This window comes from Gilliamella sp. BG3 (assembly GCF_046635605.1).
GTDB classification, from domain to species: domain Bacteria; phylum Pseudomonadota; class Gammaproteobacteria; order Enterobacterales; family Orbaceae; genus Gilliamella; species Gilliamella bombi.
In genome coordinates, this window is record NZ_JBIDFE010000007.1 from 1 (window position 1) to 25,630 (window position 25,630).

Annotated in this window: 23 protein-coding genes and 4 pseudogenes; 10 read left to right on the forward strand and 17 right to left on the reverse strand. The window is 35.1% G+C overall.

From position 1 onward, the window contains the following. Together ACGH6S_RS04545 and ACGH6S_RS04550 are read left to right on the forward strand one after the other, a co-directional pair. Window positions 1-384 (forward strand): annotated as a pseudogene (locus tag ACGH6S_RS04545) (hypothetical protein); the annotation flags it as partial. 514 nt (window positions 385-898) lie between these two features. Next, window positions 899-2,080 carry an NAD(P)/FAD-dependent oxidoreductase gene (locus ACGH6S_RS04550; protein ID WP_411578362.1) on the forward strand — a complete coding sequence of 394 codons (1,182 nt, stop codon included), beginning with the start codon at window positions 899-901 and terminating at the stop codon, window positions 2,078-2,080. On the opposite strand, the gene ACGH6S_RS04555 is transcribed toward ACGH6S_RS04550, so the two are convergent. After that, a complete protein-coding gene (locus ACGH6S_RS04555) occupies window positions 2,073-3,509 on the reverse strand; it encodes a sigma-54 interaction domain-containing protein (RefSeq protein WP_141673734.1) in 1,437 nt (478 codons plus the stop codon). The genes ACGH6S_RS04550 and ACGH6S_RS04555 overlap by 8 nt on opposite strands. Window positions 3,510-3,758: 249 nt before the next feature. Here ACGH6S_RS04555 and lysA point away from each other — a divergent pair, with 249 nt between their 5' ends. The 4 genes from lysA to ACGH6S_RS04575 are packed head-to-tail and all read left to right on the forward strand — an operon-like array spanning window position 3,759 to window position 9,208. Beyond that, on the forward strand, window positions 3,759-5,156 hold the full coding sequence (gene lysA, locus ACGH6S_RS04560) for a diaminopimelate decarboxylase (protein WP_065561486.1): 1,398 nt from the start codon (window positions 3,759-3,761) through the stop codon (window positions 5,154-5,156). 52 nt (window positions 5,157-5,208) lie between these two features. Next, entirely contained in the window at window positions 5,209-6,615 is a 1,407-nt protein-coding gene (locus ACGH6S_RS04565) for an APC family permease (protein WP_411578363.1), read from the forward strand. Between the two features lie 25 nt (window positions 6,616-6,640). Continuing rightward, a complete protein-coding gene (locus tag ACGH6S_RS04570; protein WP_065635461.1) occupies window positions 6,641-7,747 on the forward strand; it encodes an alanine/ornithine racemase family PLP-dependent enzyme in 1,107 nt (368 codons plus the stop codon). Between the two features lie 54 nt (window positions 7,748-7,801). Next, on the forward strand, window positions 7,802-9,208 hold the full coding sequence (locus ACGH6S_RS04575) for an amino acid permease (RefSeq protein ID WP_065635460.1): 1,407 nt from the start codon (window positions 7,802-7,804) through the stop codon (window positions 9,206-9,208). A 177-nt stretch (window positions 9,209-9,385) separates the two neighbouring features. Here ACGH6S_RS04575 and ACGH6S_RS04580 read toward each other — a convergent pair whose 3' ends face one another. The 13 genes and pseudogenes from ACGH6S_RS04580 to aas form a co-directional block, all read right to left on the reverse strand. After that, window positions 9,386-9,988 carry a MarC family protein gene (locus ACGH6S_RS04580; RefSeq protein WP_065561484.1) on the reverse strand — a complete coding sequence of 201 codons (603 nt, stop codon included), beginning with the start codon at window positions 9,986-9,988 and terminating at the stop codon, window positions 9,386-9,388. 163 nt (window positions 9,989-10,151) lie between these two features. Continuing rightward, window positions 10,152-10,502 carry a 50S ribosomal protein L19 gene (gene rplS, locus ACGH6S_RS04585; protein WP_034913735.1) on the reverse strand — a complete coding sequence of 117 codons (351 nt, stop codon included), beginning with the start codon at window positions 10,500-10,502 and terminating at the stop codon, window positions 10,152-10,154. A 31-nt stretch (window positions 10,503-10,533) separates the two neighbouring features. Further along, on the reverse strand, window positions 10,534-11,286 hold the full coding sequence (trmD, locus tag ACGH6S_RS04590; RefSeq protein ID WP_296300493.1) for a tRNA (guanosine(37)-N1)-methyltransferase TrmD: 753 nt from the start codon (window positions 11,284-11,286) through the stop codon (window positions 10,534-10,536). Window positions 11,287-11,302: 16 nt separating this feature from the next. Beyond that, window positions 11,303-11,833: a ribosome maturation factor RimM gene (rimM, locus tag ACGH6S_RS04595; RefSeq protein WP_065609116.1), complete on the reverse strand. Its 531-nt coding sequence runs from the start codon at window positions 11,831-11,833 to the stop codon at window positions 11,303-11,305. Between the two features lie 23 nt (window positions 11,834-11,856). Beyond that, window positions 11,857-12,105, reverse strand: coding sequence for a 30S ribosomal protein S16 (gene rpsP / locus ACGH6S_RS04600; protein ID WP_034900786.1), 249 nt, complete (start codon window positions 12,103-12,105; stop codon window positions 11,857-11,859). Window positions 12,106-12,320: 215 nt separating this feature from the next. Next, on the reverse strand, window positions 12,321-12,695 hold the full coding sequence (locus ACGH6S_RS04605; RefSeq protein ID WP_065589383.1) for a DUF956 family protein: 375 nt from the start codon (window positions 12,693-12,695) through the stop codon (window positions 12,321-12,323). Window positions 12,696-12,842: 147 nt separating this feature from the next. Next, entirely contained in the window at window positions 12,843-13,754 is a 912-nt protein-coding gene (locus ACGH6S_RS04610) for a PTS system mannose/fructose/sorbose family transporter subunit IID (protein WP_034946776.1), read from the reverse strand. 16 nt (window positions 13,755-13,770) lie between these two features. Next, window positions 13,771-14,565, reverse strand: coding sequence for a PTS mannose/fructose/sorbose transporter subunit IIC (locus ACGH6S_RS04615; RefSeq protein WP_065608764.1), 795 nt, complete (start codon window positions 14,563-14,565; stop codon window positions 13,771-13,773). Between the two features lie 26 nt (window positions 14,566-14,591). After that, window positions 14,592-15,125 (reverse strand): annotated as a pseudogene (locus tag ACGH6S_RS04620) (PTS system mannose/fructose/N-acetylgalactosamine-transporter subunit IIB); the annotation flags it as partial. A gap of 60 nt (window positions 15,126-15,185) precedes the next feature. Then, window positions 15,186-15,566 (reverse strand): annotated as a pseudogene (locus ACGH6S_RS04625) (PTS sugar transporter subunit IIA); the annotation flags it as partial. 163 nt (window positions 15,567-15,729) lie between these two features. Further along, on the reverse strand, window positions 15,730-16,626 hold the full coding sequence (murQ, locus tag ACGH6S_RS04630) for an N-acetylmuramic acid 6-phosphate etherase (RefSeq protein ID WP_411578364.1): 897 nt from the start codon (window positions 16,624-16,626) through the stop codon (window positions 15,730-15,732). Beyond that, complete coding sequence (gene lplT, locus ACGH6S_RS04635; protein WP_034913708.1) at window positions 16,613-17,800, reverse strand: lysophospholipid transporter LplT; 1,188 nt, start codon at window positions 17,798-17,800, stop codon at window positions 16,613-16,615. Before lplT ends, murQ begins: the two co-directional genes overlap by 14 nt. A gap of 15 nt (window positions 17,801-17,815) precedes the next feature. Further along, window positions 17,816-19,957, reverse strand: coding sequence for a bifunctional acyl-ACP--phospholipid O-acyltransferase/long-chain-fatty-acid--ACP ligase (gene aas / locus ACGH6S_RS04640; protein ID WP_411578365.1), 2,142 nt, complete (start codon window positions 19,955-19,957; stop codon window positions 17,816-17,818). A 188-nt stretch (window positions 19,958-20,145) separates the two neighbouring features. Between aas and ACGH6S_RS04645 the strand changes: the two genes are divergently transcribed. Continuing rightward, a complete protein-coding gene (locus tag ACGH6S_RS04645) occupies window positions 20,146-21,120 on the forward strand; it encodes an ornithine cyclodeaminase family protein (RefSeq protein WP_411578366.1) in 975 nt (324 codons plus the stop codon). A 70-nt stretch (window positions 21,121-21,190) separates the two neighbouring features. On the opposite strand, the gene gpsA is transcribed toward ACGH6S_RS04645, so the two are convergent. The 3 genes from gpsA to ACGH6S_RS04660 are packed head-to-tail and all read right to left on the reverse strand — an operon-like array spanning window position 21,191 to window position 23,189. Continuing rightward, on the reverse strand, window positions 21,191-22,207 hold the full coding sequence (gpsA, locus tag ACGH6S_RS04650; protein WP_411578402.1) for an NAD(P)H-dependent glycerol-3-phosphate dehydrogenase: 1,017 nt from the start codon (window positions 22,205-22,207) through the stop codon (window positions 21,191-21,193). 40 nt (window positions 22,208-22,247) lie between these two features. Continuing rightward, complete coding sequence (secB, locus tag ACGH6S_RS04655) at window positions 22,248-22,724, reverse strand: protein-export chaperone SecB (protein ID WP_065561473.1); 477 nt, start codon at window positions 22,722-22,724, stop codon at window positions 22,248-22,250. 24 nt (window positions 22,725-22,748) lie between these two features. Further along, on the reverse strand, window positions 22,749-23,189 hold the full coding sequence (locus tag ACGH6S_RS04660; RefSeq protein WP_065589391.1) for a rhodanese-like domain-containing protein: 441 nt from the start codon (window positions 23,187-23,189) through the stop codon (window positions 22,749-22,751). Window positions 23,190-23,319: 130 nt separating this feature from the next. On the opposite strand from ACGH6S_RS04660, the gene ACGH6S_RS04665 reads away from it, so the two are divergent. The 3 genes and pseudogenes from ACGH6S_RS04665 to glnA all read left to right on the forward strand — a co-directional run bounded on the left by ACGH6S_RS04665 (window position 23,320) and on the right by glnA (window position 25,583). After that, window positions 23,320-23,523 (forward strand): hypothetical protein, encoded by a 204-nt coding sequence (locus tag ACGH6S_RS04665; protein WP_411578367.1) that lies wholly within the window; start codon window positions 23,320-23,322, stop codon window positions 23,521-23,523. 175 nt (window positions 23,524-23,698) lie between these two features. Next, window positions 23,699-23,947: pseudogene (locus tag ACGH6S_RS04670) on the forward strand (hypothetical protein); the annotation flags it as partial. A gap of 226 nt (window positions 23,948-24,173) precedes the next feature. Then, window positions 24,174-25,583, forward strand: coding sequence for a glutamate--ammonia ligase (glnA, locus tag ACGH6S_RS04675; RefSeq protein WP_411578368.1), 1,410 nt, complete (start codon window positions 24,174-24,176; stop codon window positions 25,581-25,583). The last annotated feature ends 47 nt before the right edge of the window (window positions 25,584-25,630 follow it).

The following is a 25,630-nucleotide window of genomic DNA, read 5'->3' on the forward strand; positions in this document are numbered from 1 at the left end:
AGTGAATTTGGAATTGGTTTATTTGGAATAATTAGTTATCAACTTATTTTATTTGTCGGTGATATCTTTATTGTTTACAATTTAATTGTTGTTGCAATTGTTAATTTCTTATTGGTGCTTATTCCAGCCCTTTTGATGGGAGCAACACTTCCAATTTTAATTACTTATATAGCACAGTTTTGGAAAAATATTGGTCAAACCACTGGACATCTTTATGCGATTAATACTTTTGGTGCGGCAATTGGTGCAATTTTGACAGGATTTATTTTATTTAACTATTTTGCTCTTAATGTTGTAACGATATTTGCTGCACTAGGAAATTTTGTTGTTGCTATATCTGCTTATCTATTTTTTAATAAAATGCGAATAAAAAAGAGCGGATAAGAAGATAGAATAGTACTATAAAGATATTAAAAATGATAAATCGGTGATAGTTGTCGCTGGTTTATCAATATATTATTAAAATCAATTAGTTAATTATTTAAACAATACAAGCTTTTTACTACTAATTAAGTTTAAATAAGTAATAAAGATTATTTTGATATATTTACCCTCCTTTTATAAAAATTGCATAATCATACCTTTATAATTGGATGAAAAATAAAAAGAATGCTGGCTTAATAAATATATTTATAAGTCAATCTTTTAATAAGTTATATAAACGTTATTAATAAAGCTAATAGTAGTATTTACGTTTATGATTTATTTTTTTTTATAAGTTAAGGCGTTGCTTTTAAATTTGGCTTTAGAAAATGGGATATAAGTTCTTTTTCTTTCTTGTTAAAAAGTTTCAGGTAACTATGTGTTTGAGTATAAAATATGTTATTTGATTCAATAACTATGTGTGACAATTGTATACTGTTATAATTTGTTATCTTTTATTTTTTATCTATTAATAATGCAAACTAAAATTACGATTGTGGGTGCTGGCGCCGCTGGGCTTTTTTGCGCAGGTTTACTGGGGCAAAAAGGGTATGATGTTACTGTGATTGATAATGGTAAAAAGTTAGGACGCAAAATTCTAATGTCTGGTGGTGGTAAATGTAATTTTACTAATTTAATGGTTGAACCTAGTAATTATATTTCTTGCAATCCTCATTTTTGTAAATCAGCTTTGAAACAATTTACTCAGTGGGACTTTATCCAATTAGTAAATCAGTATGGTATTGCTTACCATGAAAAAGATCATGGGCAATTATTTTGTGATAATTCAGCGCAAGATATTGTTGATATGCTATTAAACGAGTGCCAAAAAGGGCATGTTCATTTTATGATGCAGACTCAGGTTGAAGATATTAGCAGTGATAAAATAGAATTTAAATTACATACTTCTCGAGGCATTATTGATAGTGATAATCTTATTATTGCTACGGGAGGCTTATCGATGCCTGCCCTTGGCATGACTTCAATTGGCTATAAAATTGCTGAAAAATTGGCTATTCCAGTGATACCAGTCAAAGCAGGATTAGTACCGTTCACGTTACATAAACCTTTACTTGATATATTATCAACCTTGTCTGGTATTGCTGTTGCTGTTGAAGTTTCTAATGAAAGAGTTAGTTTTAAGGAGAATCTATTATTTACTCATCGAGGAATTTCAGGACCAGCTATTTTGCAAATATCAAGCTATTGGCAGGCTGGAGAGTCAATTACTATTAATTTATTACCTGATTTCACATTCGAATCATCGTTTAAACCATTATTAGAGCAGAATCGTAATCAAACTATAAAAAATTGTTTAGCACAGGTTTTACCTAAAAGGCTTGTTGAGGTGTTAATACAACTCAATTTGATAAACGATATAATAGTTAAGCAAATTAATCCCAAACAACAGCAAGACTTGTATAATGCTTTAACACATTGGCATATTACTCCAAATGGGACTGAGGGTTATCGTACTGCGGAGGTGACTCTTGGTGGTATAAGTACTGATGCGTTGTCTTCCAAAACTATGGCAGTTAAAACACACCCCAACCTCTATTTTATTGGTGAGGTTGTCGATGTGTCAGGCTGGTTAGGTGGCTATAATTTTCAATGGGCATGGAGTAGTGCATTTGCTTGTGCTCGATCGTTTAATTAATTACGCCCATTTGAATATGGTATTTTTTTACTTTGTATTGTAACGTTGTGCGTGAAATGTTTAATAGTTTTGCCGCCGTTATAATTTTGCCGTTGGCTTGATTTAATGCGTTAATGATGAGTTGTCGTTCATAGTTTTCAACTTGTTCAATTAAGTTGTTTCCATCAGTAGATGTGTTGATAGGTAAATTTTCTGGTTTATTGATATCATCGTTTTGAGAAGATGAACTATTAAGATCGAATAGATCTTCATCAAGGACAATATTCTGTAATTCACCCGGTTCGTTTTGTAATACCATACTTCTGACAATTGTATTTTCAAGCATACGGACATTACCGGGCCAAGGAGCTGATATTAATTGTTGTAGTGCATGTTCACTGATACCGCTAATTACGACATTGACGTCGTTTTTATGTTTATCAATAAAATAGCGTGCTAACACCGGAATATCTTCTGTTCTGTCGCGTAAAGCGGGGAGTTTTATTAAACCAACGTTTAAGCGAAAAAACAGATCACTTCTCATTTTTCCTGTTTTTAATAGTTCTGTAGGTGGTTCATTCATGGCAGCAACAATACGAACATCTGAATGCATTTCTTTATTACCACCTAATTGCCAGTAGGTTTTTTCTTGTAAGAATCGTAATAATTTACTTTGCATTTCAAGAGGCATAGCATTTAATTCATCAAGGAATAATGTGCCTCCGTTAGCCAGTTCTAAATAACCTTGTCGGTTTTCAGCACCCGTAAATGCGCCTTTGACCGTACCAAATAGGGTGCTTTCAATCAGTGTGGTTGGTAGTGCACTACAGTTGAGCGAGATAAATGCTTTGTCACGGCGTTGGCTTGTTTGGTGGATTAAACGAGCAAATAGCTCTTTACCTGTTCCTGTTTCGCCAACTATTAATACAGGAACATCATTTGCTCCCAAGATGTTAGTTTGATCGATAACCTCTTGCATTGTTTTTGATACAAAAACAATTTCTGGTAATGGTTGTTCTTTATTTTGATATAGCTTGCTATTGAGCTTGAATACTTGGTCTTGTAATTGCCTAACAGTAGATAAATTTCGACCTATTTCTATTGCGCCGATAATTTTTTGATTTTTATTATAAAGAGGAACTGTTGTGTGCATATAATCTACAAGTTTACCTACATGGTTATAATAGCTTTGGTAATTGTTTTGATATTCTTTCCCATGTTGTAGGGCTTGCAACATCGTGCTGTCTTCTTTTCGCATCTTGGGATAAACTTTAAGCATTGGTTTTCCTATAGCTTGTTCTATAGGGTAACCATCAAGTTCAGCACTTTCCTGATTGTAATAAACATATTTGCCTTCTTTATCAATAATCGCCATTGGTTGATGGATTAAATCAAAAAAATGTTTAAATATTTCCAATGATTGTAATAATTCAGGATCGATTGTCATGATATTCGTGCCTTTTGAACTAGGGTGATTTGTTATATTTAGCTTTGTTTAATTTAAACGCCTGTTAATTATCATATAAAAATGACAAATTTTTGTCATAAAAACGGATTTTATACTAAATGATTAAATTTTTACTTGCGTTTTGTTTGTTAATATATTGATTATTTTTTTTTTAAAAGTTGGCATGCTGATTGCACAACAAGTGAGAAGCCATTTTACTTATTTTTTATGTAATCATTAACTGGAGGCTATATGTCCGACAAAATTATGTCAAATTATAACAAATTACGTACTGATCTTGTAACTAAAGATCGTCGTTTTAGCGCTGAAAGTGGCAAACTTTGTTTTGATGGTGTTAATTTAGAAGAGTTAGCCAAAAAATATCCAACGCCTTTTTATGTGTTTTCTGAAAAGGAGATTGATCGTAATGTGCAAGAAATTAAAGAGGCATTTAAAGCTCATCCAAAAACAAAAATTTTCTATGCATCAAAAACTTGTTCAGTAATGGGCGTTCTTAAAGCGATTAAAGATGCAGGAATTTATGCCGAAGCGAACTCAATGTTTGAAGTGCGTAAATGTTTAGATATCGGTTTCCCTGGTAGCCAAATTGTGTTTAATGGTGTTGTTAAAAAACCAGTGGATTTAGAGTTTGCTATCCAAAATGATCTGTATATTATCAACGTAGATAGCTTATATGAGCTTGATATTATTGATGAGATTTCAAGACGTTTGAAAAAGGTAGCAAATGTTTGTGTGCGTGTTGAACCAAATGTTCCGTCAGCAACTCACGCAGAATTAGTCACTGCTTATCATGCTAAATCAGGTATCGATTTAGAACAAGCAGAAGAAACATGTCGTCGTATTTTAGAAATGCCATATGTTCATTTACGCGGTTTACATATGCACGTTGGTGATCAGGTTCCAGAATCAGAGCCTTTTGCTAAAGCTACGAAAGTTTTAGTTGATGAATCACGTCGCTTAGAAGAAGTGCTTGGTATTAAATTTGATTTAATCAACGTAGGTGGGGGGATCCCTGTTCCTTATAAATATGATGAAGAAAATGGTAATCCATTAGAAGATAATATGTATGCAGGTATTACTGCACAAGATTTTGCTGATGCTGTTATTAGTGAAGTACACAAATGGCGTACTGATGTTGAAATCTGTATTGAGCCAGGTCGTAAAGTAACAGGCTCAGCAGGTGTGCTTGTAACTGAAGTTGCCTGTGAAAAACGTAAAACCAATTATGATTTAGATGGCAATATTGAAGAGCATGTTGAGTGGAAATTTGTTGATGCTGGTTATAGTGTGCTATCTGATAGTCAACATTTTGATTGGTTCTTCTATGTTTATAATGCTTCAAAAATCAATGAAACACATGATGAGTACATCAAATTGGCTGGTCCTTTATGTGATGGTGGTGACTATTTCCATGTCGGTGTTAAAGGTGAAGAATTCTTAATGCCAAAAGACACTCAAATCGGTGATATTGTTGCTTTCCTTGATGCTGGTGCTTATACCATCGAAAGCCAAACTGTTTATAACAATCGTCCTCGTACTTCTGTTGTAATGATAGATAAAGAAGGCAAGGATAGATTGATTCGCCGTGAGGACACTTACGAAGATATGGTTGGATACGACATATATTAATCATCAATATCTGGGGCATTTTATGCTCCAGATATGATAAAGTGAGGTTATTATGAGTGATTCTAAAGATTCAAGTCTACTTGGTATTAAAGACATTGTTTTTATGAATGTCATTGCAATACTAAGTTTGCGTCAAATTCCTAATGTTGCTCCTTATGGGGCGTCAGCAATGGTACTTTGGTTACTTGCTGCATTTTGTCTTTTCTTCCCATTAGCTATGGTTTGTGGCGAACTTTCAACCGGTTGGCCAAAAGATGGTGGAATTTTTGTTTGGGTAAAAGAAGCATTTGGTAAACGTATCGGTTGGATAGTTGTTGTTTGCTTTTTGTTCTCTTGCGTTCTTTTCTTCCCGTTAATGTTGCAATTTGGTTTTACTGCAATTGGGTATATGTTTAGTGCTGAGTTAGCTCAAAATCAAGTATTTATTGGTGTTGGCTCTATGGTGGTATTCTGGATTTTAACACTGATGAATATTAAAGGGATGCAATGGACTAAGATTATTAATAGTGTGAGTGCATGGCTTGGTGTATTTATTCCAGCCGCTATTATTGTGCTATTAGCTGTTGTATGGTTATTCACAGGGCATCCTATGGCTACAAGCTATAGTCATGTTAGTGATTGGTTACCTGATTTAAGTAGTTGGGATACTATTGTTTTTCTATCTAGCATGATGTTCGCATTTGCTGGTCTTGAGGTGGCTCCAATGATTGCAGGGCGTACACGAGATCCACAACGAGACTTTCCAAAAGCAATGTTGGTTTCAGCAGTGGTAATTGTTGGTATTTATATGGTCGGAACATGGGCTATTAATACTTTATTACCAGCAGCGGATACTGATATCGTAGCGGGTGTTATGCAAGCAATGGAAGCCTCAGCTAAAGAATTGCATATGCCTTGGTTATTACCAGTAATGGCAATTTGTTTGTTTTTTGGTGCATTAGGACAAATAAACTCATGGTTAGTTGGTCCGATTTATATGCTACAAGAAGCATCAAAAGAAGATAATTTGCTTGGAGAACGCATTGGTCGTTTACATCCAGTATATAAAACACCAGCCTTTGCGTTAATTATTCAAGCTATTATTGTTACAGTACTTTGTTTTTCAACTTTTGTGTCGCCAAGTATTGCAGCGGCATATTGGATGTTAACAGCACTTACAACAATTTGTTATTTTATCCCATATTTAGTGATGTTTATTGCGTATTATCGTTTACGCTTTACTCAACCTGATGTACCGCGTAGCTTTAAAATTCCGGGTAAGGTGTTGCCAATTGTGTTACCAGCACTTGGTTTCTTATCTACTCTATTTGCTGTGGTATTAGTGTTTATTCCACCTGCGCAAATAGATATGGGGGGGTATGTCGAATATATTGCTAAAATTGTTGGTGGTGCAGTACTTGCCATTGGTTTAGCTGAATGGATTTATTATCGAGCCCAAAAACGTAACCGTTTGCAGTAGTAATAATATATAGAGGAGTAAAATTATGTACAAACCTATATTAGAAATTGATTTACGCAAATTAAGAAATAATGCTCGTGTTGAAAAAGATTTATTAGCTAAACACGGTATTGAAGTTATGGCTGTTAATAAAGTTTTTGATGGTTGTGTTGAAACAGCCAAAGCAGTACTTGAAGGCGGTATTGATGTGATTGCTGAATCAAGAACATACAATTTAAAGAAATTAAAAGAAGCTTTAAATTGTAAAACCTGCTTATTACGTAGCCCTTGTTTAAGTGAAATTAGTGATGTTGTTAGATATGCTGATATTAGTTTAAACAGCGAAAAAGCAGTAATTCAGGCACTTTCTGATGAAGCCGTTAAACAACAAAAAGTACATCAAGTTTTATTAATGGTTGATATGGGGGATTTACGCGAAGGTATTTGGTTTGAACATATTGATGAAATCATTGATACGGTTAAACTTATTCTTTCTTTACCCGGTGTTGAGCTCTATGGGCTCGGCACCAATTTTAATTGCTATGGTACTGTACTACCTACAGTTAAAAATGGAGTAGACTTTTTAAAAATAGCGCGTAAAGTAGAGCAAGTTTGTAATATTAAAATAAAGTATTTATCGGCCGGTAATTGTACCAGTTACCACTTATTGGATAAAGGTATTTGGCCAGAAGGATTAAATCATTTGAGAATTGGTGGTTTACACGAGTTTGGTATTGAATATGTGGATATGAAATATCTTGACGAGTTTCATCATTCAAATAAACCCGTTGATAAAGCATGTAGTAATATTTACAAATTATATGCGCAAATCATTGAACTCAATAGTAAACCAACAGTTCCTGTTGGTGAATTAGGTGTAGATGCTTTTTTAAACAGTAAAACCTTTGTTGATAGCGGTACACGCAAACGCGCACTTCTTGCCTTTGGACGTCAAGATGTGCCAGCAGAAAGCTGTATACCCATCAATGATGATATTACTGTATTGGGTCAAACCAGTGATCATACCTTGGTTGATATTGAAGATGTTACTCAAACACTTCGTGTTGGCGATGTTATTGGATTTGAGCTTGATTACACTGCTTTACTAATGGCTTGTCAAACTAATGGTGTAGAAAAACGGTTTATTTATTAATTTGTGTTAACTGCTGGGTAACCAGCAGTTTTTATTAATTACTAGGCGGTTTATATGACAACATCTGAATCACAAGAAAACCCTTATCCCAGTAGTAATTTAAAGAAAAACCTAAAAAATCGTCATTTATTGATGATTTCATTAGGTGGATCAATTGGTACTGGATTATTTATTGGTATTGCAGCTCCACTTAGCACAGTTGGTCCGTTAGGAACAATTATTGCTTATTTAATGGCAGGAAGCATAATGCTTTCAACTATGTTATGTTTAGGTGAACTTTCTTGTGCATTTCCTCATGCAGGTTCATTTCAACACTATGCGTTGATGTTTATACCCAATCCAATTTGGAGTTATACCATCGGTTGGTTGTATTGGCTTAGTTGGGTACTGTCTATGGCGGCAGATTTAACCGCTGCTTCAATGATTGCTCACCAAACCTTCCCTTCGATTCCTATTTATCTTTTTAGTCTATTAATTCTAATTGTTCTTACTTCAGTGCATTTAACCTCTGTTCGTGCATTTGGAGAAAGTGAGTATTGGTTTTCAACTATTAAGGTTCTTGCGATTATTGCATTTATTGGGGTGGGGATTTATTTACTTAATCACCAATATAGCGAAACGCATATCTTACCAACATTTAAAACCGAAAAAGGGTGGTTTCCTAATGGTTTTTTAGCCATATTGGTTTGTATGACTATCGTGACCTATTCCTTTCAGGGTGTCGAATTAATTGGTAGTGCAGCTGGTGAGGCGCAATCTCCACAGTCTGTGTTACCCAAAATTATTACTGGTGTTGCTTTTCGCATTATTCTATTTTATGTTCTGGCTATTGCTGTTTTAGCCCTTGTTTATCCATATGGAACGGTTCATTCTGAAATTAGCCCATTTGTGTGGGTATTTAATAAAGCAGGAATTTCAATAGCTTCGTATTTAATGCTTTTTGTTATTTTTTGTGCGGCAATATCGGCGGCTAATTCTGCAATTTATGCCAGTTCAAGAATGCTGTGGTCTATGGCACAAGATAAACTCGCACCTCAATATTTTTCAGACGTAAATAAGCGTGGAGTGCCCACAAAAGGTATTTTATTTATTGCTATTATTGCGCTAGTTTCACTATTTTCGAAATATATTGCCGCTGAAAAATTGTATATTTATTTAGTAGCGGGAACAGGGCAAGTGGGATGTTTTGCATGGATTATTATTGCTTGGTGTCAATATCAGTTCCGTAAGGGAGTAAATAACGGTAAATATCCCAAAGAGATGGTAAAGTTCAAATCGCCATTATTTCCTTGGCTGGCAGGGGTTTCTATTATTGTTAATATTGTGATTATTATTGGTGTTTGGTTTGGGGAGTCAGGGCATTTTATTTTATTATCAGAAGTTGTTTTAGTAATAATTATTTTGGTTTCTTACTTTTTCTATAAGAAACGAAATTCTTTAATAATAAAAACGTTAGATTAATTTTATTGACCTATTAATTTGTTTGTAATCACCTAATAAATCGGTTTAGGTGATTACATTTAATTTTTAAAATCAGATTATTAATGTTTTTACTATTTGTGATTTATCTTTATTTTAAGGCACTAAGTTAAGTGCGTTTGCTTGGTATAATCTTGATGAAATCCTTTCTGATACAAGTTATTTTAGAAAAGCTGATACACCCGTAAAAACGACTTGCGCAGCAATAGCTGATATTAGCAACCCAGTTAGTTTTGATAAGATAGCAATACCTGTGTTTTTTAATACTTTAGCAATACTTTTTGCACATAATAGCATTGCATAAATCCCTGAAGATGCAATGAATAAAGAAACAGCGCCAATCATATTGGCTGCAAAGCCTACGGAGCTTGTTCCCATAACAATGATAGTACCAATGGAAGCGGGTCCCATACAAAGTGGAATTGCAAGGGGTACAACACTGATATCGTCATCACTGTTAATTTTGTTCTTTTCTGGAGAATCATTCATTAGTGACACTGCAGTGATAAATAGCAACGCTCCAGAACCAATTCGGAATGCATCAAGAGTAAAACCAAAGACACTAAACATGGTATTACCAAAAAAGAATAGTACTATACCGATGATAAATACGGCACAGGATGTTTTGAGTGCTGTTTTGCGTCTAAGCTGTTCGTCGTATTGTTTTGTGCCACTTAAAAATGCACTTAAAACAGCAGGAGGTGTCATTAATGCAAATAGCTTTACAGTTGTGGCAAGGATATTAACAAGATAGTCATCCATAGTGTTACCTTTCAAAGAATAACAATTAAATTCCCTTTAATTTTGTTAACATTATTAGTTGCTAGGGAATGATTTTTGTTAGATACAAAAACGGCCACCAAAAAGGTGACCATGTTTAATCTGATATTTTTTAATTGGTTTTAGACAATTAAACCAATAAAATTTAGTTAAGGCGCTCTTTGATACGAGCTGCTTTACCACGAAGTTCGCGTAAGTAGTAAAGTTTAGCTTGACGTACTTGACCACGACGTTTCACAGTAATTGAATCAACAATTGGTGAGTGAGTTTGGAATACTCGCTCAACACCTTCACCATTCGAAATCTTACGTACGGTAAATGCAGAGTGCAAACCACGGTTGCGAATGCCAATAACAACACCTTCATAAGCTTGAAGACGTTTTTTGTTACCTTCAACAACCCATACTTTTACTTCAACCGTGTCACCAGGGCGAAAAGACGGGATGTCTTTTTTCATTTGTTCTTGTTCTAATTGCTGAATAATTGCATTTTTCATAATATTATCTCTTACTAGTTATACTGAAATATTAATTGCTTAGTTTGTCACTGTATTCTTGTTGGAATTCAGCGAGTAAACATTGCTCTTCATCAGTCAGAGCTAGATTTGCAAGAAGATCTTCTCTTCTTAACCAAGTTCGTCCTAGTGATTGTTTTAATCGCCAGCGACGAATCGCTTCATGGTGACCAGACATTAATACGTCAGGTACCGCCATTCCATCTAACACCTCAGGACGAGTATAGTGTGGATAGTCAAGTAAACCGTTAGCAAAAGAGTCTTCTTTTGCCGATGATTGGTGATTTAGCACGCCAGGAATAAACCTTGCTAATGCATCAATCATGGTCATCGCTGGTATTTCACCACCACTTAACACGTAGTCCCCAATTGACCATTCTTCGTCAATTTCGGTTTGAATAACGCGTTCATCTATACCTTCGTATCGTCCACAAATCAAAATTAAATTTTTATTTTGTGACAATTCGCAAACACCTTGTTGGTCTAATTTGCGCCCTTGTGGGGAAAGATAGATTACTTTTGTATTGTTACCTGCCACTGTTTTTGCCGCATGAATTGCATCTTTAAGTGGTTGTACCATCATTAACATGCCAGGACCACCACCATAAGGCCTATCATCGACAGTCTTATGCTTATCATGCGCAAAATCGCGAGGGTTCCAATACTCTACTGTTAACAGCCCATTTTTAACGGCTCGACCAGTTACGCCATAACAGGTAATAGCTTGAAACATTTCGGGAAAAAGGCTAATTACGCCAATCCACATAGTTTTACCTTACCAATTAAAAAGCAGGATCCCAATCGACCACAATCATTTTTGTTGTTAAATCAACTTGTTTTATAAATTGATTATCAACAAAAGGGATTAAACGTTCTGTTGCTCCAAATGCATCTTTTAGATTTGCTTTAACCACTAATACATCGTTAGATCCGGTTTCCATCAAATCAGTTACCAGTCCTAAATCATAGTTATTAACTGTTTTAACTCGGCACCCAATGAGATCTTTCCAATAAAAATCACCATTGCTAAGTGCTGGTAATTTTTCTGCATCAACAAACACTTCAATATTGGTTAATGCAATGGCTTGATCACGATCATCAATGCCTTTAAGTTTTACAATCATATCATGATTATGCGGTTTAAAGCTCTCTACAATTACCTCTTGCCATTGCCCAGCACGCTGGATATACCAAGGAGTGTAATCAAAAATGCTATCTGGGAATTCTGTAAACGAAAAAATTCTGAGCCATCCGCGAATGCCGTAGCTTGAACCAAGTTTACCAACAACAATAAGATTCTCAGTATTCATCATTACAGTGATTATCAATTACTAAATTAAGCAGCTTTTTGTGCTTGTTTAATTAGTGCATTAACACGATCAGAAACAGTTGCACCTAAACCAACCCAATGATTTACGCGATCAAGATCTAAACGTAATTCTTCTGCTTTACCTTGTGCAATTGGATTAAAAAAGCCAACGCGCTCAATAAAACGGCCATCACGTGGGTTACGGCTATCAGTGACAACTACTTGATAAAAAGGGCGCTTTTTAGAGCCACCACGAGCTAAACGAATAGTTACCATAACATCCTCTTAAATTAAAAAATAATCTTTTTCCTGCCCAACACGGACAAAATCAAAGCCCCAGAATTATACTCTTTCTAGCAAAAAGTGCAATGGCTGTTTGTTGATGAAGCGGTGTTATATTGATTAACTTAAAAAAAGAGTGGGAAAAATGATACTAACTATAATTTATTTAATTTAAGTGGAAATCGATAAATATAATAAAATAGTGATTTTTATTTTTTGTTCTTTTTGTGAAAAAAAGCTCTCTTTAAAACATCAAAAAAGCCAAGTGAGCGTACCATTTTTTGCCCGTCAATATAAACTCGAATGGCTTTTAATACCTTCTTGGGCTCTTTAGATGCAAAGGTGAATGTGCCGTTTTTTTTTGTTTGTATTGAATAACGAGGGATCCATCTACCACCTAACAATACAGAAGCAATCACATAATCAATTTCATTCCATGGTATTTGGATATATTTGCGTGGATCGTGTTGATGATAAAACTCGAAGGCTTTGTCACCAATTATTATATTGCCGTATTCAGATAAGCCTGTAAATGCGGTTGCTTTCATTGTTAAATCAATTTTAGTATTTAATGATTGAACCATCTACCCTATATCCATGCAAAGTTCGAATGATTAATGATACCTTTTCATCACATGGTGTGATGAAAAGGTTAATGTAATATTAAATAGAAAGTTGGCGTTATTTTAAAATATCATACTTTCTAAATATATATAGGCATAGCTATATGTTTATAAAAGACCGATTACATGGCCAACAATACCTACTATAAATAATCCCAAAATAATTAGGATTGGTGATACTTTTTTACGAAGTAACCACATGCAAAAGAAAGTCAATAGTAAGGGGACAAGTCCAGGTATTAATTGATCTAAGTTATTTTGTAAGGTGGTTACCTTTTGTTGAGTCAGTGATAATCCGCTTTGCATTTGAATTAATGCTTGTTGAATGCCTTCAGCACCTGCTGGTAATGTATTCCAATCAATAAAAGCACCATTGTCTAGCTTGACAGTAGATACAACTGGTTGGAATTTAATTGATACCCATCTTTGTACTAAGGCTGCCAGTACAAACATTCCTAAAATAGAAGCTCCTTTGGTGATTTTTTGCAGTAATCCGCCTGATAAATTATCGGTTATTTTAGAGCCTGTACGGTAACCAAATTCTTGGGTATACCACATGAATCCCCAACGAATAATATTCCATAATAAGAAGAATAAAATTGGTCCCATAATATTACCGCTTAGTGCAAGTGAAGCGCCAAGAGCGCCGAGCATTGGACGTACGGTAAACCAGAATACAGGATCACCTACACCCGCTAGTGGTCCCATCATCCCAACTTTTACCCCTTGAATTGCTACGTCATCAACAGCAGCTCCATTAGCCCGTTCCTCTTCAAGTGCAAGAGTTACCCCAAGTACTGGAGAAGCTAAATAAGGGTGAGTATTAAAAAATTCTAGGTGACGCTTAAGAGCTGCAGAGCGAGCCTCTTTGGTGGTGTATAATTTTTTGATAGCAGGGATCATTGAATAGACCCATCCACCATTTTGCATACGTTCATAGTTCCAAGACCCTTGGAGGAAGGTTGAACGCCAAGCAACCGCTAAACGATCTTTTTTGTTTAATTGGATTCTATCAGTCATTTTCTTCTCCAAGTTTTTAGTAATCATTTAAAATATCATCAAGTGGGTCACCTTTGCTACCACCATTGGATGAATTGCCACGTTCTGAAAGATTAAGGTAAATTAGTGCTAATGCTATACCTAAAGCACCAAGTGCAATCAGTGTTAATTGTGATATCGCGGCAACGACAAAACCAATAATGAAAAATGGCCATACTTCGCGGTTTGCCATCATATTGATTACCATCGCATAACCAACAGCAACAACCATTCCACCACCAATAGCCATTCCCGTTGTTAGCCATTCTGGCATTGCTTCTAATGTACTTCTAACAACTTCAGCAGGAATAAAGAGTAACGCAGCAGCTGGGATTGCGATACGTAAACCTTGTAAACAGATACCTAAAATTTGTAACCATTCAATTTTTTGAATATTGCCTTCTTCTGCTGCCGCATCCATCATGTGTACTAATGGAACAGCAATAGTTCGTACAATCATGGTTAAGAATAGCCCTGCAACTGCAAGTGGAATAGCTACAGCTATAGCAGTAGATACGCCTGTTATACCTTGGCCGCCTAATACTAAAATAATTGATGAAGCAACCGATGCTAAAGCTGCATCAGGCGCTACTGCCGCCCCGATATTGGCCCAACCGAGTGCAATCATTTGCAACGAACCGCCCAATACAACACCAGCTTCTAAATTACCTGTTACAAGTCCAATTAAAGAACAAGCCACTAAAGGTTGGTGGAATTGAAACTGATCTAAAATACCTTCCATACCAGCTAGAAAGGCAATAACTATCACTAAAATGATAGCAATAATTGACAATGTCATAACATAACCCCTTAAATAAACTAATTCTTTTGTTGCGCCAATTCTTCTTTCGCTTTTTTCAATAATTCGTCCATATTACTACTAGAGTCATTAGGTACTTTGCGAACATCAAATTTCACATTTTTTGTTTTTAATTTTTCAAATGTATCAACATCATCAACATTCATTGACAGCACTTTATTAACCATAACCTTTCCTACGGAATGGGCCATTGAACCAATATTAAGTTCATTGATATCGACGCCGCCCTCTATGGTTCGTAGCACATCTTGTGGATTTTCAAATAGAAGTAGCGCTTTGGTATTGCCAAAACGAGGATCGCGTGAAACTTCAATAATTTTTTTAACTGGAACAACATTTGCTTTTACACCAGGAGGTGCTGCTTCTTGGATGAGTTTTTTTCTTAATTCATCTTTTGCAACCGAATCAGAAACAACAATAATACGGTTAGGATTGGTTGATTTTGTCCATGCTGTCGCCACTTGTCCATGTAATAGGCGTGAGTCAACACGAGCTAACACAATTTTCATTTTACCATCTCCAACTACTGTTCCTTCGGGGATAGTAGTTGCGTTTTTAGTAGAAGCAGAAGATTGTGTTGGTATTTCGACTGTTGTTCGAACACCTTCTTTGCCTGGTTCAATAATTGCGGCAGCAATTTCTTTCGCCGTTTCCATTGAAAAACGAGATGAATAGGCTTCAATTAACATTGGTAAATTTAAACCAGCAACAATAGCCCAATTGCTATGTTCACCACATAAATTGTTAGCTTGATTAAATGGTGTTCCTCCCCATAAATCTACTAAAAACAGGACTTCTTCTTGATTAGCAAATGTTGCAATCGCTTCAAGCATTCGTTCTTTTAAACTTTCAGGACTATCACTTGGGTGCAAGGTAACAGCTTTAACATTTTCTTGCTCTCCAAATATCATCGATCCTGATTGTAGAATACCTTCCGCAAACTCACCATGAGTTGCTAGGATAATTCCAACCATATAACGACCTCCTAATTTTTTATATTAATTGCATAATATAAAGTATATAAAATAAAAATATCTAGTTATTTTACAGGAAAAAATAAGTTAAAAATTATGTGAGCATCACATTTTAATAAAAAACTTAATTTTTTATTGTTTATTAAAGTAAATTTAGCCTATCTTACAGAGTTTGACGAATAAAACCATTCTCTTTTTTTAGTCTCAGTCTGGCTTGCTCTGCATTTAAACCTGAAAGAATCATCAAAATAGCAGTTTTACAATGCTTATTACTTTCGGTTAATGCGGTAATGGCTTTTTCTCGACTGCAATCTGTAGCCTGCATAACAATGGATATTTGCCGTTCAACAAGTTTGGCGTTGGTAGCTTCTACGTCAACCATCAAATTACTATAAACTTTGCCGATTTTTATCATGCTGGCAGTAGTTAACATGTTGAGAACTAATTTTTGTGCTGTACCTGCTTTCATTCTGGATGAGCCAGTAATTACTTCTGCACCAACAATTGGTGTAATAGCAATATTGGCTAAATTAATCATTGGAGCTGATGGGTTACAGCATAAGCTGATCACTGTTGATCCAATTGATTTAGCATATTGCATAGCACCTATTACATAAGGTGTGCGCCCACTAGCGGCAATGCCAACTAAAACGTCATTTGAGCTAAAATTAATGTTTTTTAAGTCAGTAATTGCCAATTCTGGGTTATCTTCGACGTTTTCAACCGCCTTAAAAATGGCTGTTTTGCCTCCAGCAATTAAGCCAATAACTTGTTCTGGTAATGTGCCATAAGTTGGTGGACATTCACTTGCATCTAAAATACCTAGTCGTCCTGAAGTGCCAGCACCTATATAGATTAGTCTACCTTGATTTGAAAATGCTAAACTAATCGCATCAACGGCTTTTGCGATATTGGGTAGCTCTTTTTCAATAGCCAATGCGACTTTTTTATCTTCATTATTGATGATTTGTAGTATTTCTAATGTTGAACAGTTATCTATTTTTTCGCTATTAGGATTACGACTTTCTGTTATCATTGCTGATAGATTAATGTGATTCATTATTTTTTAATCCTAACCATAATAAAAATATAACTAAAGCAAATAAGCTTCCAAAACCAACACCGATAGCAGTAACCGATAAATTTAAAGCAACGGCTAACGTATAAAATCCTAACATTACCATCATTGCAGTATATTCGCTTAAATTTTGCACTGAAATAACACTACCAGCACCAACTAACTCTTTACCTATTTTTTGAATAAAGGCATTTAATGGCACTAAAAAGAACCCACCTAATGCACCAATAACAATAAGTAGTATATAAGATGAAATGATATGGCTTTGTAATGTAAAAGCGATTACAGCTATTCCCATCATTATTCCTGCTGGAATACAACGTAATGTGTTGTTAATATTAATAAATGTACTAGCTAGACCTGCGCCAATAACAATACCGATAGCAACGATTGCATTAAGGTTTGTTGGTGTTGCGTTGTCATGAATATTTAAGATAGCTGGAACCCAACTAATTAATAGAAAACGTAAAGTAATACCAGCTCCCCAAAATAAACTGGTACCCAATAGTGTAAATAAAACACGTTTATTATTGCATATGATTTCTAATGTATTAGTAAAATCGTTTACCATATTGATAAATTGCCATGAAATATTTTGCCGTGCAGCAGGTAATTTAGGAATAAAAAAATTAGCAATAACAGCTAGCCCATACACTAACACGCACACAAGTAAGGAAGCGCTCACATTAAGATCGGCAATATGACCACCAGCTAGCGAACCAAGTAAAATGGCGGCAATGGTTGATGCTTCTATTAACCCATTTGCTTTAACTAAATTATCACCTGTAGTTAGTTCGCCTAAAATTCCATATTTAGCGGGAGAGTAGGCCGCAGCACCTATACCAACTAAAAAGTAACCAACAAAAGGACTTATATTTAAACAAATACAACCTGCACCTAATAATTTGATGCTATTTGAAATCATCATTGCTTTGCCTTTTGACATGCTGTCAGCAAATTGCCCCACAAAAGGTGAAAGTATGATAAACGGTGCGACAAAACTAATTTGTAATACCGATTGGCTCCATGTTGGATAATGTAAATTCTTAATGAAAGCTAAAATAGCAAAAAAGATTGCATTATCAGCAAATGCTGAAAAAAACTGCGCAAGCATGGTTGCAACCATGCCTTTGCTTAATAGAGAATGTTGTTTCATGTGACATCCTTTAGTTTATTCATCAGCCATTTTTCGTAAAGTAATAAAATCAATTTTCCCCGTACCTAGTAGCGGTAACTCTTTTACTATACGAATATCACGAGGAATAGCTAGTGCTGGAATGCCCAATTCTTGAGATGCCTGATTAAGTTGCTCTCGATTTAATTTTGTTGAGGTAGTAAATAAGACAATTGCTTCCCCTTTAGCTGCATCGGCTTTAACTGTTGCACCGTGCATTGCATCAGAGTCAACTTCTTTTGCTAAGGATTCAACACTTTCTAATGAAACCATTTCACCAGCAATTTTTGCAAATCGTTTCAAGCGTCCTTTAATTGTCAAAAAACCCTCACTATCAATAGCAACGATATCACCGGTATCATACCAACCTTTTTCGGCTTGTCCATTTTCATCAACTGCTACTGGTTCTTCAAGTTTGCCCGGATTTTCCACCCGTAAATAACCTTTCATCACATTAGGTCCTTTGACTTGCAATTGGCCTCCATCGCTAATGCCCGGAATGTGAATTAATCTTGATACCATGCCTGGAAGTAATCGCCCTACAGTCCCAGCTTTAAATGCCATAGGAACATTAAGGGCTACAACAGGTGCACACTCGGTAACGCCATAACCTTCTAAAATACGAATACCATATTTATCTTTCCATTGTTCTCGTACTGCATCTGATAATTTTTCGGCACCTGCAACAACATAGCGTAAACGCATAAAATCATATGGGTGCGCATAACGGGCATAGTTTGCCAAGAAAGTTGGCGTACCAAATAAAACCGTACAATTTTGGTCATAAATAATTTCAGGGACCATACGGTAATGTAATGGATTTGGATATAAAAATGTACGGCTACCTGAAAATAGCGGTAAAAATAATCCTGCTGTAATACCAAAAGCATGGAATAATGGTAGAGCCGACATGAAGCGATCTGCAGGGGTTGGATCTATAACCGTTCGAATTTGTTCAACATTAGCAAGTAGGCTTCCATGACTATGAGCAACACCTTTAGGGTTTCCCTCTGAACCAGAGGTAAACAGTACTAGTGCTTCGTCATCGCTTGATTGTTGGTATTTAATTAAGCGTGGAATATATTGATGTACTGCAACATAAAGCTTATCTTTTAAAGTTAAGTTTTTACGCAAATCTTCAAGAAAACACCACTTAACGTCTTTGATTTCTTCAAGTAGATAATCAAGTTTACCTTTTCTAATAAATTTGCGTGAAGTAATAATCGTTTTGATTTCAGCAGCAGTAATGGCACAGTTTAAGCCTTTTGTTCCCGCAGTATAGTTAAGCATTGCTGGAGTTCGATTTTTTACTGACAAACCAAAAATAGTTGCAACAGTAATAGTTGCATTGGGTAATAAAACACCTACTCGCTCTTTATTTTTAGTAATTTTGGCAATAATACAACTAACACCTATAATTTGTTTTAATAAATTGCGATAAGATGCTTCGTTAGTTGTAGGATCTTGTACCATTCTTGATTTCACGCCATAGCGAACTTGTGCTTCTAATAATGCTTCAAACAGCGTTAATTTTGGACGACTTGCCATGCGTGCATTCATCATAATTTGATGAAGTTTTTCACCTGCAATATAACGCCTTTCACTAGCTTTAGGCGCATCGGGCATCGGAATAGATGTAGGGTTAAGTACATGAATGGTTATTTTAGGGAATAAACGACGTTTAAATAAACCTTTTAAACGACTAGTTAAAGTAAATTCAGCACCTTCGATCCACACTGGTACAATGGTGGCTTGAGAGCGAGCAGCAACAAAAGCAGCACCATCATAAATTTTCATTAATGAGCCAGTTATAGTAATTCTTCCTTCAGGGAATATGACTATCGGGCGGCCTTTTTCAACTTCGCGAACTAATCGCTTTATTGCCATTGGACTAAGTGGATCCATTGGAACAAAATCAACATAGCGCTTTGCTAAGCGAACTAACCAATGATTAATATAACCCGAATAAATAGCAAAGACTGGTCTTACGGGTAAAAATACGCCGATTAGAATACCATCAAGAAAAGATACATGATTAGGGGTAATGAGAAGTCTATCTTGTTTTAAGTTTTCAAAATTACCATGAATTCTTACATGAAATAGGATCTTTAAGAAAAATTTTAATATTTTAAATAGCATCTGATTTCTCAAATATCGTGCAATATTACACGCTGTAATAATAGTGAAAATATAGAAGATATACAAGAACTGCGATTTTTGTTATATAAAACAGTTTTTTATGGTTTAATTAACAATAAATCTTGATCTAAAAAATAGATAATAGATACTAAAGTTCAAAAAATATAGAAAATCAATAAGGAATAAAAATGCTTATTTTAACGGCAAATGATATTGAAAGATTTTATACAATGAAAGATGCGATAGCTGCAGATAAACAAGCTTTGAAAATCTATAGCCAAGGAAACAGTGATGTGCCGTTACGAATAAATTTTGATATGCAAAAGGGAAAATCCTTGTTTATGCCCGCACATATTAAAGGTAGCGATATTGTGGGTATAAAAATTGTTTCGGTATTTCCTGACAATCCTAAATTGGGTAAACCATCAGTACCAGCTCAAGTTTTAATGTTAGATCCGCAAACAGGTGAAGTCTGTGCTATGTTAGATGGCACTTTTGTCACTCAGCTTCGTACAGGAGCCGTTCAAGGTGCAGCAACCGATTTGCTGGCGCGTAAAAATGCTAGTCGAGCAGTGTTGATAGGTACTGGTGGGCAAGCTGTATCTCAATTAGAGGCAATGTTAACTGTTCGTTCACTTACTGATGTCGCTATTTTTGATATTGATACACAAAAAGCGGAACAATTTACAGAAGAGATGAAATATCGTTTTGCTCATTTTTCTACTAACCTTTATTTTTCAAAAAATTTGGATGATGACATTAGTCAAGCTGATATTATTACTTCGGTTACAACCTCAAAAGTTGTGACATTTAATGGCGAAAAAGTAAAACCTGGCACGCACGTTAATGGAGTGGGTGCTTATACGCCAGAAATGCATGAAATTCCTGAATGTGTAGTTGAAAAGGCTAATATTCGGGTAGTTGATACTAAAGAAGGCGTATTTGCTGAAGCAGGTGATATTATTGATCCAATTAAACAAAAATTGGTATCAGAAGATGATTTTTTAGAGTTAGGAGATTTAGTGATAGATCCAACCCAATGCCGTCTAAATGATCAGCAAGTCACGCTGTTTAAAACTGTTGGTACAGCTGTATTAGACGTGTATATTGGCTACGATATTTATCTTAAAGCAAAAGAAAAAGGAATTGGTACGTTTTTATAATACTTAGATATCAAGTTAGTATAATTTTGTGTCAAAAAGTTTCAGGTAACTAGGTGTTTGAGTATAAAAATTAGCTTTTTAGTTCTTCTTTTTGTGAACGCCTAAGTAATGCCACTGCGGCTTGTTTTGGATCTTTATTTTCATAAATAACTTGATAAATTTGTTCAGTGATAGGCATATCTACATGATATTTTTGAGCTAATAACCAGACTTCTTTTGTATTGTTGCGACCTTCAACAACTTGGCCAATAGCATCTTGAGCTTCTTGAATGGATTTATTTTGGCCAAGTAACATTCCAAAACGACGATTACGGGATTGATCATCGGTACAGGTTAAAACCAAATCACCTAATCCAGCCATTCCCATAAAGGTTGCTGGATCTGCCCCTAATACTGCACCTAAACGCATCATTTCAGCAAGTCCACGTGTAATTAATGCTGTTCTGGCATTGGCTCCAAAGCCAAGACCATCAGATAATCCAGCACCAATAGCTATAACATTTTTGATTGCACCACCAAGTTGCACTCCAATAAAATCTTTGCTGCTATAGACTCGGAAGCTTTTGCTACAATGAAACAAAGTTTGCAGTTGATTTAAAAAATGCTCATTAGTTGATGCTACAGTTACCGCTGTTGGTAATCCAGATGCGACTTCTTTAGCAAAAGTTGGACCAGAAATGACCGCTAATGGAATCTTATTGCCCAAAATCTCCTCTGCAACATCTTGTAATAATCGGCCAGTATTAACTTCAAGTCCTTTTGTAGCCCAGACAATTTTTGTATCTTGGCGTAAAAAAGGTTTGATTTGAGTCAAAATACTTGCAAAAGCATGACTTGGCACCACAATAAGTAAAATTGGCGCAGCTAAAACTGCCGTTTTTAAATCAGTTTCAATTTGTAACAGATTTGGGAAAGGAATATTTGGTAGAAACTGTTTATTTTGTCTGTCATGCTGCAGAATGGTCATTTTATCAGGATTGTGCCCCCATAATAAAGTTGAGTGACCATTTCGAGCCAGCAAAATAGCTAAAGAGGTCCCATAAGATCCAGCGCCAATTACTGTTACTGCAGCATCTTTTTTCATAATCATCTAATAAATTTATTATCAGTTAATTGTAATACAATGACTATTGTAGTGTTTCTTTTGATTCAGCTTCAGCTTGTTGTTGCTGAATATAGTTCATAAATAGTGCTTCAAAATTTACTGGTTCTAAATTCACTTGTGGGAATGTACCTTTATTCACTAAACTTGAAATTACTTCACGAGCATAGGGGAACAAAATATTTGGACAATAAGCACCAACACAATGTTGAATTTGGCCTTCGTCAAATCCGACAAGTGAGAAAATACCCGCTTGAGTAACTTCACAGATATACACAACTTCGTTTTGTTGTTTTACTGTTACAGTGACACGAAGTGCAACTTCATATACATTTTCACTTAAAACTTGCGAAGATGAATTTAATTCAAGATTCAGTTCTGGTTGCCATTGTTTAGTAAAAATTTCTGGAACATTATTAGTTTCAAATGAAACATCTTTAGTATAAATACGTTGAATAGCAAACTGTGTTTCTGGTTGTTGTGTATTGTTTTGTTCTGTCATGATAAAACCTTATTTTTTATAATATTATTTTCTAACTAATGGTAAATTCTCGCCGTTCCATCCAGCAATACCGTCTTTTAATACAAAGACATTTGAAAAACCTTGTTTGACAAGTATTTCACCTATACCTGTTGATGATAAACCATTCTCATCAATTAAAATAATGATATTTTCTTTAAACTTTTCAATTGTTTTTGCACTTGCATTTTTAATGTCGATAGGCAAAATGTTATGAGAATCTGTTATATGCCCTTTTTTGAAGCTATCAGCAGAGCGAATATCAATAATAACTGCATCTTGTTTATTTACCATATGGATTGCCTGAGCATTATTGATAACTTTAACTTTAGATAGCTTTCCTTTAATGGTTAGTACAATGATTGCAATAAACAGCACAATCCAACCTAGGGACAGTAAAAAATGATTTTTTACAAAAGGTAGAATTTCGAGTGTTATAAAGTCCATATTTGTATGATTACCTAGTCATTTCAATATAAGGTGAGATTATAACGATATTATGCACTGAAATACAGCACCAATAAGAAAATCTTGCTATTTTATAAAAAATATTTATTTAATTTTAAGGGATAGGTTAATGAGATTGAAACAATTTATCTTTTGGGTTTGTGTTGTATTTTCCATTATTTCTCCGGCGTTTGCTGATAATTCTTCTGAATTTAATAAATTTAATTCTCAAACTATTGAAGACGAATCTTTATTAGCTAATTATTATTTAGAAAATGGTGATTATCATCAAGCTTATGCTGAACATATTTTAATAAACAAATTTCTGAGTTAAAGAGAACAAAACTTCGTAACGTAAAAATCAAACATTCAGAATATTTCCCGCATTATGACTATGATCCAGATTTAACTTGTCGTGATTTTTTGCGTGAATTTGATGCAGATGCGTCCGATTTCTTTAAATATAATGATTGTATACAAAATGATAAAGAACAAGGAAACCCCTTAAAGTTATTTATAAAATTGAAGGTAAATATGCAAAACAAGCACATCAGTATTTAGCTAACACCATGGGAATAGGTGAACTTAAATTAATTTGCTGTTATTGGGGTACGGATGTTTATCCTTCTACATCTTTTGTAAATCCTAAAGATCATATGCTGTATCACGTGGTGTTTAGTTCAGAAGAAACGATTGAGCATGACTGGAATAAAATAACTTTTCATTTGAGCATTGAAGCACTGCGAGAAGATATATAGAGCATAAAAATTGGGTTTAATTTTTTATATGACTATTTTGGTGCATTATTCTGGTGCTTATTGCATTATTTTAGTGCAACTGTAATATTTATGTTACTATAGCTACTTATAAAGCCACCAAAAATAGAGTTAAAAAATTGGCATTATATTTGCATAAGTTATAGCAATTTGGTAAGAATACCTTAAAAACTGAATAATTATTGTTTGTCCTCAATGGAGAAGATACATGTCTATACTAAAAGTTTTAACACAAATTAAAGAAAATGATGTTAAGTTTATTGATTTACGCTTTACTGATACAAAAGGTAAAGAGCAACACGTTACAATTCCTGTTAGTCAAATTGATGACAGCTTTTTTGAAGATGGTAAGATGTTTGACGGTTCATCAATTGCAGGTTGGAAAGGTATTAATGAATCAGATATGGTGTTAATGCCAGATACATCAAGTGCTGTTATCGATCCTTTTTTTGAAGATGTGACATTAAATCTCCGTTGTGATGTTTTAGAGCCTGCAACATTACAAGGATATGATCGTGACCCACGTTCAATTGCTAAACGTGCCGAAGAATTTTTAAAATCATCAGGTATTGCTGATACTGTTATTTTCGGCCCTGAACCAGAATTTTTCTTATTTGATGATGTTCGTTTCGGTTCGCCAATGTCAGGTAGCTTTGTACATATTGATGATATTGAAGCGGCCTGGAACTCAGGTACTAAATATGACGAAGGCAATAAAGGCCACCGTCCAGGTGTAAAAGGTGGTTATTTCCCACTTCCTCCAGTTGATTCATCACAAGATATCCGTTCTGAAATGTGCTTAATTATGGAGCAACTTGGCTTAGTGGTTGAAGCTCACCATCATGAAGTTGCAACAGCAGGTCAAAATGAAATTGCCTGTCGTTTTAATACGTTAACTAAAAAAGCAGATGAAGTACAAATTTATAAATATGTTGTACAAAATGTAGCACACGCATATGGTAAAACCGCGACCTTTATGCCAAAACCAATATTTGGTGATAATGGTTCTGGTATGCACTGTCACCAATCATTGGCAAAAGATGGCGTAAATTTATTTGCTGGTGATAAATATGCGGGCCTTTCTGAAATGGCATTATTCTATATTGGCGGTATTATTAAACATGCGAAAGCAATTAATGCATTTACAAACCCTGCAACTAACTCTTATAAACGTCTTGTCCCGGGATATGAAGCACCAGTTATGCTTGCTTACTCGGCCCGTAACCGTTCAGCATCAATCCGTATTCCAGTTGTGACTAGCCCTAAAGCTCGCCGTATTGAAGTTCGCTTCCCAGATCCAGCTGGTAATCCATACTTATCTTTTGCTGCGCAGTTAATGGCTGGTTTAGATGGTATTATCAATAGAATTCACCCTGGTGATGCAATGGATAAAAACTTATATGACTTACCACCAGAAGAGTCTAAATTAATTCCTCAAGTTGCGGGTTCACTTGAAGAAGCACTTAACGCATTAGATGCAGATCGTGAATTTTTAACACGTGGTAATGTATTTACTAACGATGCTATTGATGCATACATTGATTTAAAACGTCAAGATGTTGATCGTGTACGTATGACACCTCACCCAGTTGAGTTTGAAATGTACTATAGTCTATAAGCTATATAGTAATTTAACCTATCAAACCACCGTTAATTTGCGGTGGT

Excerpts from the sequence above, each read along its gene's own strand:
- ACGH6S_RS04550 (WP_411578362.1), top strand. The coding sequence starts at position 899 with ATGCAAACTAAAATTACGATTGTGGGTGCTGGCGCCGCTGGGCTTTTT.
- lysA (WP_065561486.1), top strand. The coding sequence starts at position 3,759 with ATGTCCGACAAAATTATGTCAAATTATAACAAATTACGTACTGATCTT.
- ACGH6S_RS04565 (WP_411578363.1), top strand. The coding sequence starts at position 5,209 with ATGAGTGATTCTAAAGATTCAAGTCTACTTGGTATTAAAGACATTGTT.
- ACGH6S_RS04570 (WP_065635461.1), top strand. The coding sequence starts at position 6,641 with ATGTACAAACCTATATTAGAAATTGATTTACGCAAATTAAGAAATAAT.
- ACGH6S_RS04575 (WP_065635460.1), top strand. The coding sequence starts at position 7,802 with ATGACAACATCTGAATCACAAGAAAACCCTTATCCCAGTAGTAATTTA.
- ACGH6S_RS04580 (WP_065561484.1), bottom strand. The coding sequence starts at position 9,988 with ATGGATGACTATCTTGTTAATATCCTTGCCACAACTGTAAAGCTATTT.
- rplS (WP_034913735.1), bottom strand. The coding sequence starts at position 10,502 with ATGAAAAATGCAATTATTCAGCAATTAGAACAAGAACAAATGAAAAAA.
- trmD (WP_296300493.1), bottom strand. The coding sequence starts at position 11,286 with ATGTGGATTGGCGTAATTAGCCTTTTTCCCGAAATGTTTCAAGCTATT.
- rimM (WP_065609116.1), bottom strand. The coding sequence starts at position 11,833 with ATGATGAATACTGAGAATCTTATTGTTGTTGGTAAACTTGGTTCAAGC.
- rpsP (WP_034900786.1), bottom strand. The coding sequence starts at position 12,105 with ATGGTAACTATTCGTTTAGCTCGTGGTGGCTCTAAAAAGCGCCCTTTT.
- ACGH6S_RS04605 (WP_065589383.1), bottom strand. The coding sequence starts at position 12,695 with ATGGTTCAATCATTAAATACTAAAATTGATTTAACAATGAAAGCAACC.
- ACGH6S_RS04610 (WP_034946776.1), bottom strand. The coding sequence starts at position 13,754 with ATGACTGATAGAATCCAATTAAACAAAAAAGATCGTTTAGCGGTTGCT.
- murQ (WP_411578364.1), bottom strand. The coding sequence starts at position 16,626 with ATGAATCACATTAATCTATCAGCAATGATAACAGAAAGTCGTAATCCT.
- lplT (WP_034913708.1), bottom strand. The coding sequence starts at position 17,800 with ATGAAACAACATTCTCTATTAAGCAAAGGCATGGTTGCAACCATGCTT.
- aas (WP_411578365.1), bottom strand. The coding sequence starts at position 19,957 with ATGCTATTTAAAATATTAAAATTTTTCTTAAAGATCCTATTTCATGTA.
- ACGH6S_RS04645 (WP_411578366.1), top strand. The coding sequence starts at position 20,146 with ATGCTTATTTTAACGGCAAATGATATTGAAAGATTTTATACAATGAAA.
- secB (WP_065561473.1), bottom strand. The coding sequence starts at position 22,724 with ATGACAGAACAAAACAATACACAACAACCAGAAACACAGTTTGCTATT.
- ACGH6S_RS04660 (WP_065589391.1), bottom strand. The coding sequence starts at position 23,189 with ATGGACTTTATAACACTCGAAATTCTACCTTTTGTAAAAAATCATTTT.
- ACGH6S_RS04665 (WP_411578367.1), top strand. The coding sequence starts at position 23,320 with ATGAGATTGAAACAATTTATCTTTTGGGTTTGTGTTGTATTTTCCATT.
- glnA (WP_411578368.1), top strand. The coding sequence starts at position 24,174 with ATGTCTATACTAAAAGTTTTAACACAAATTAAAGAAAATGATGTTAAG.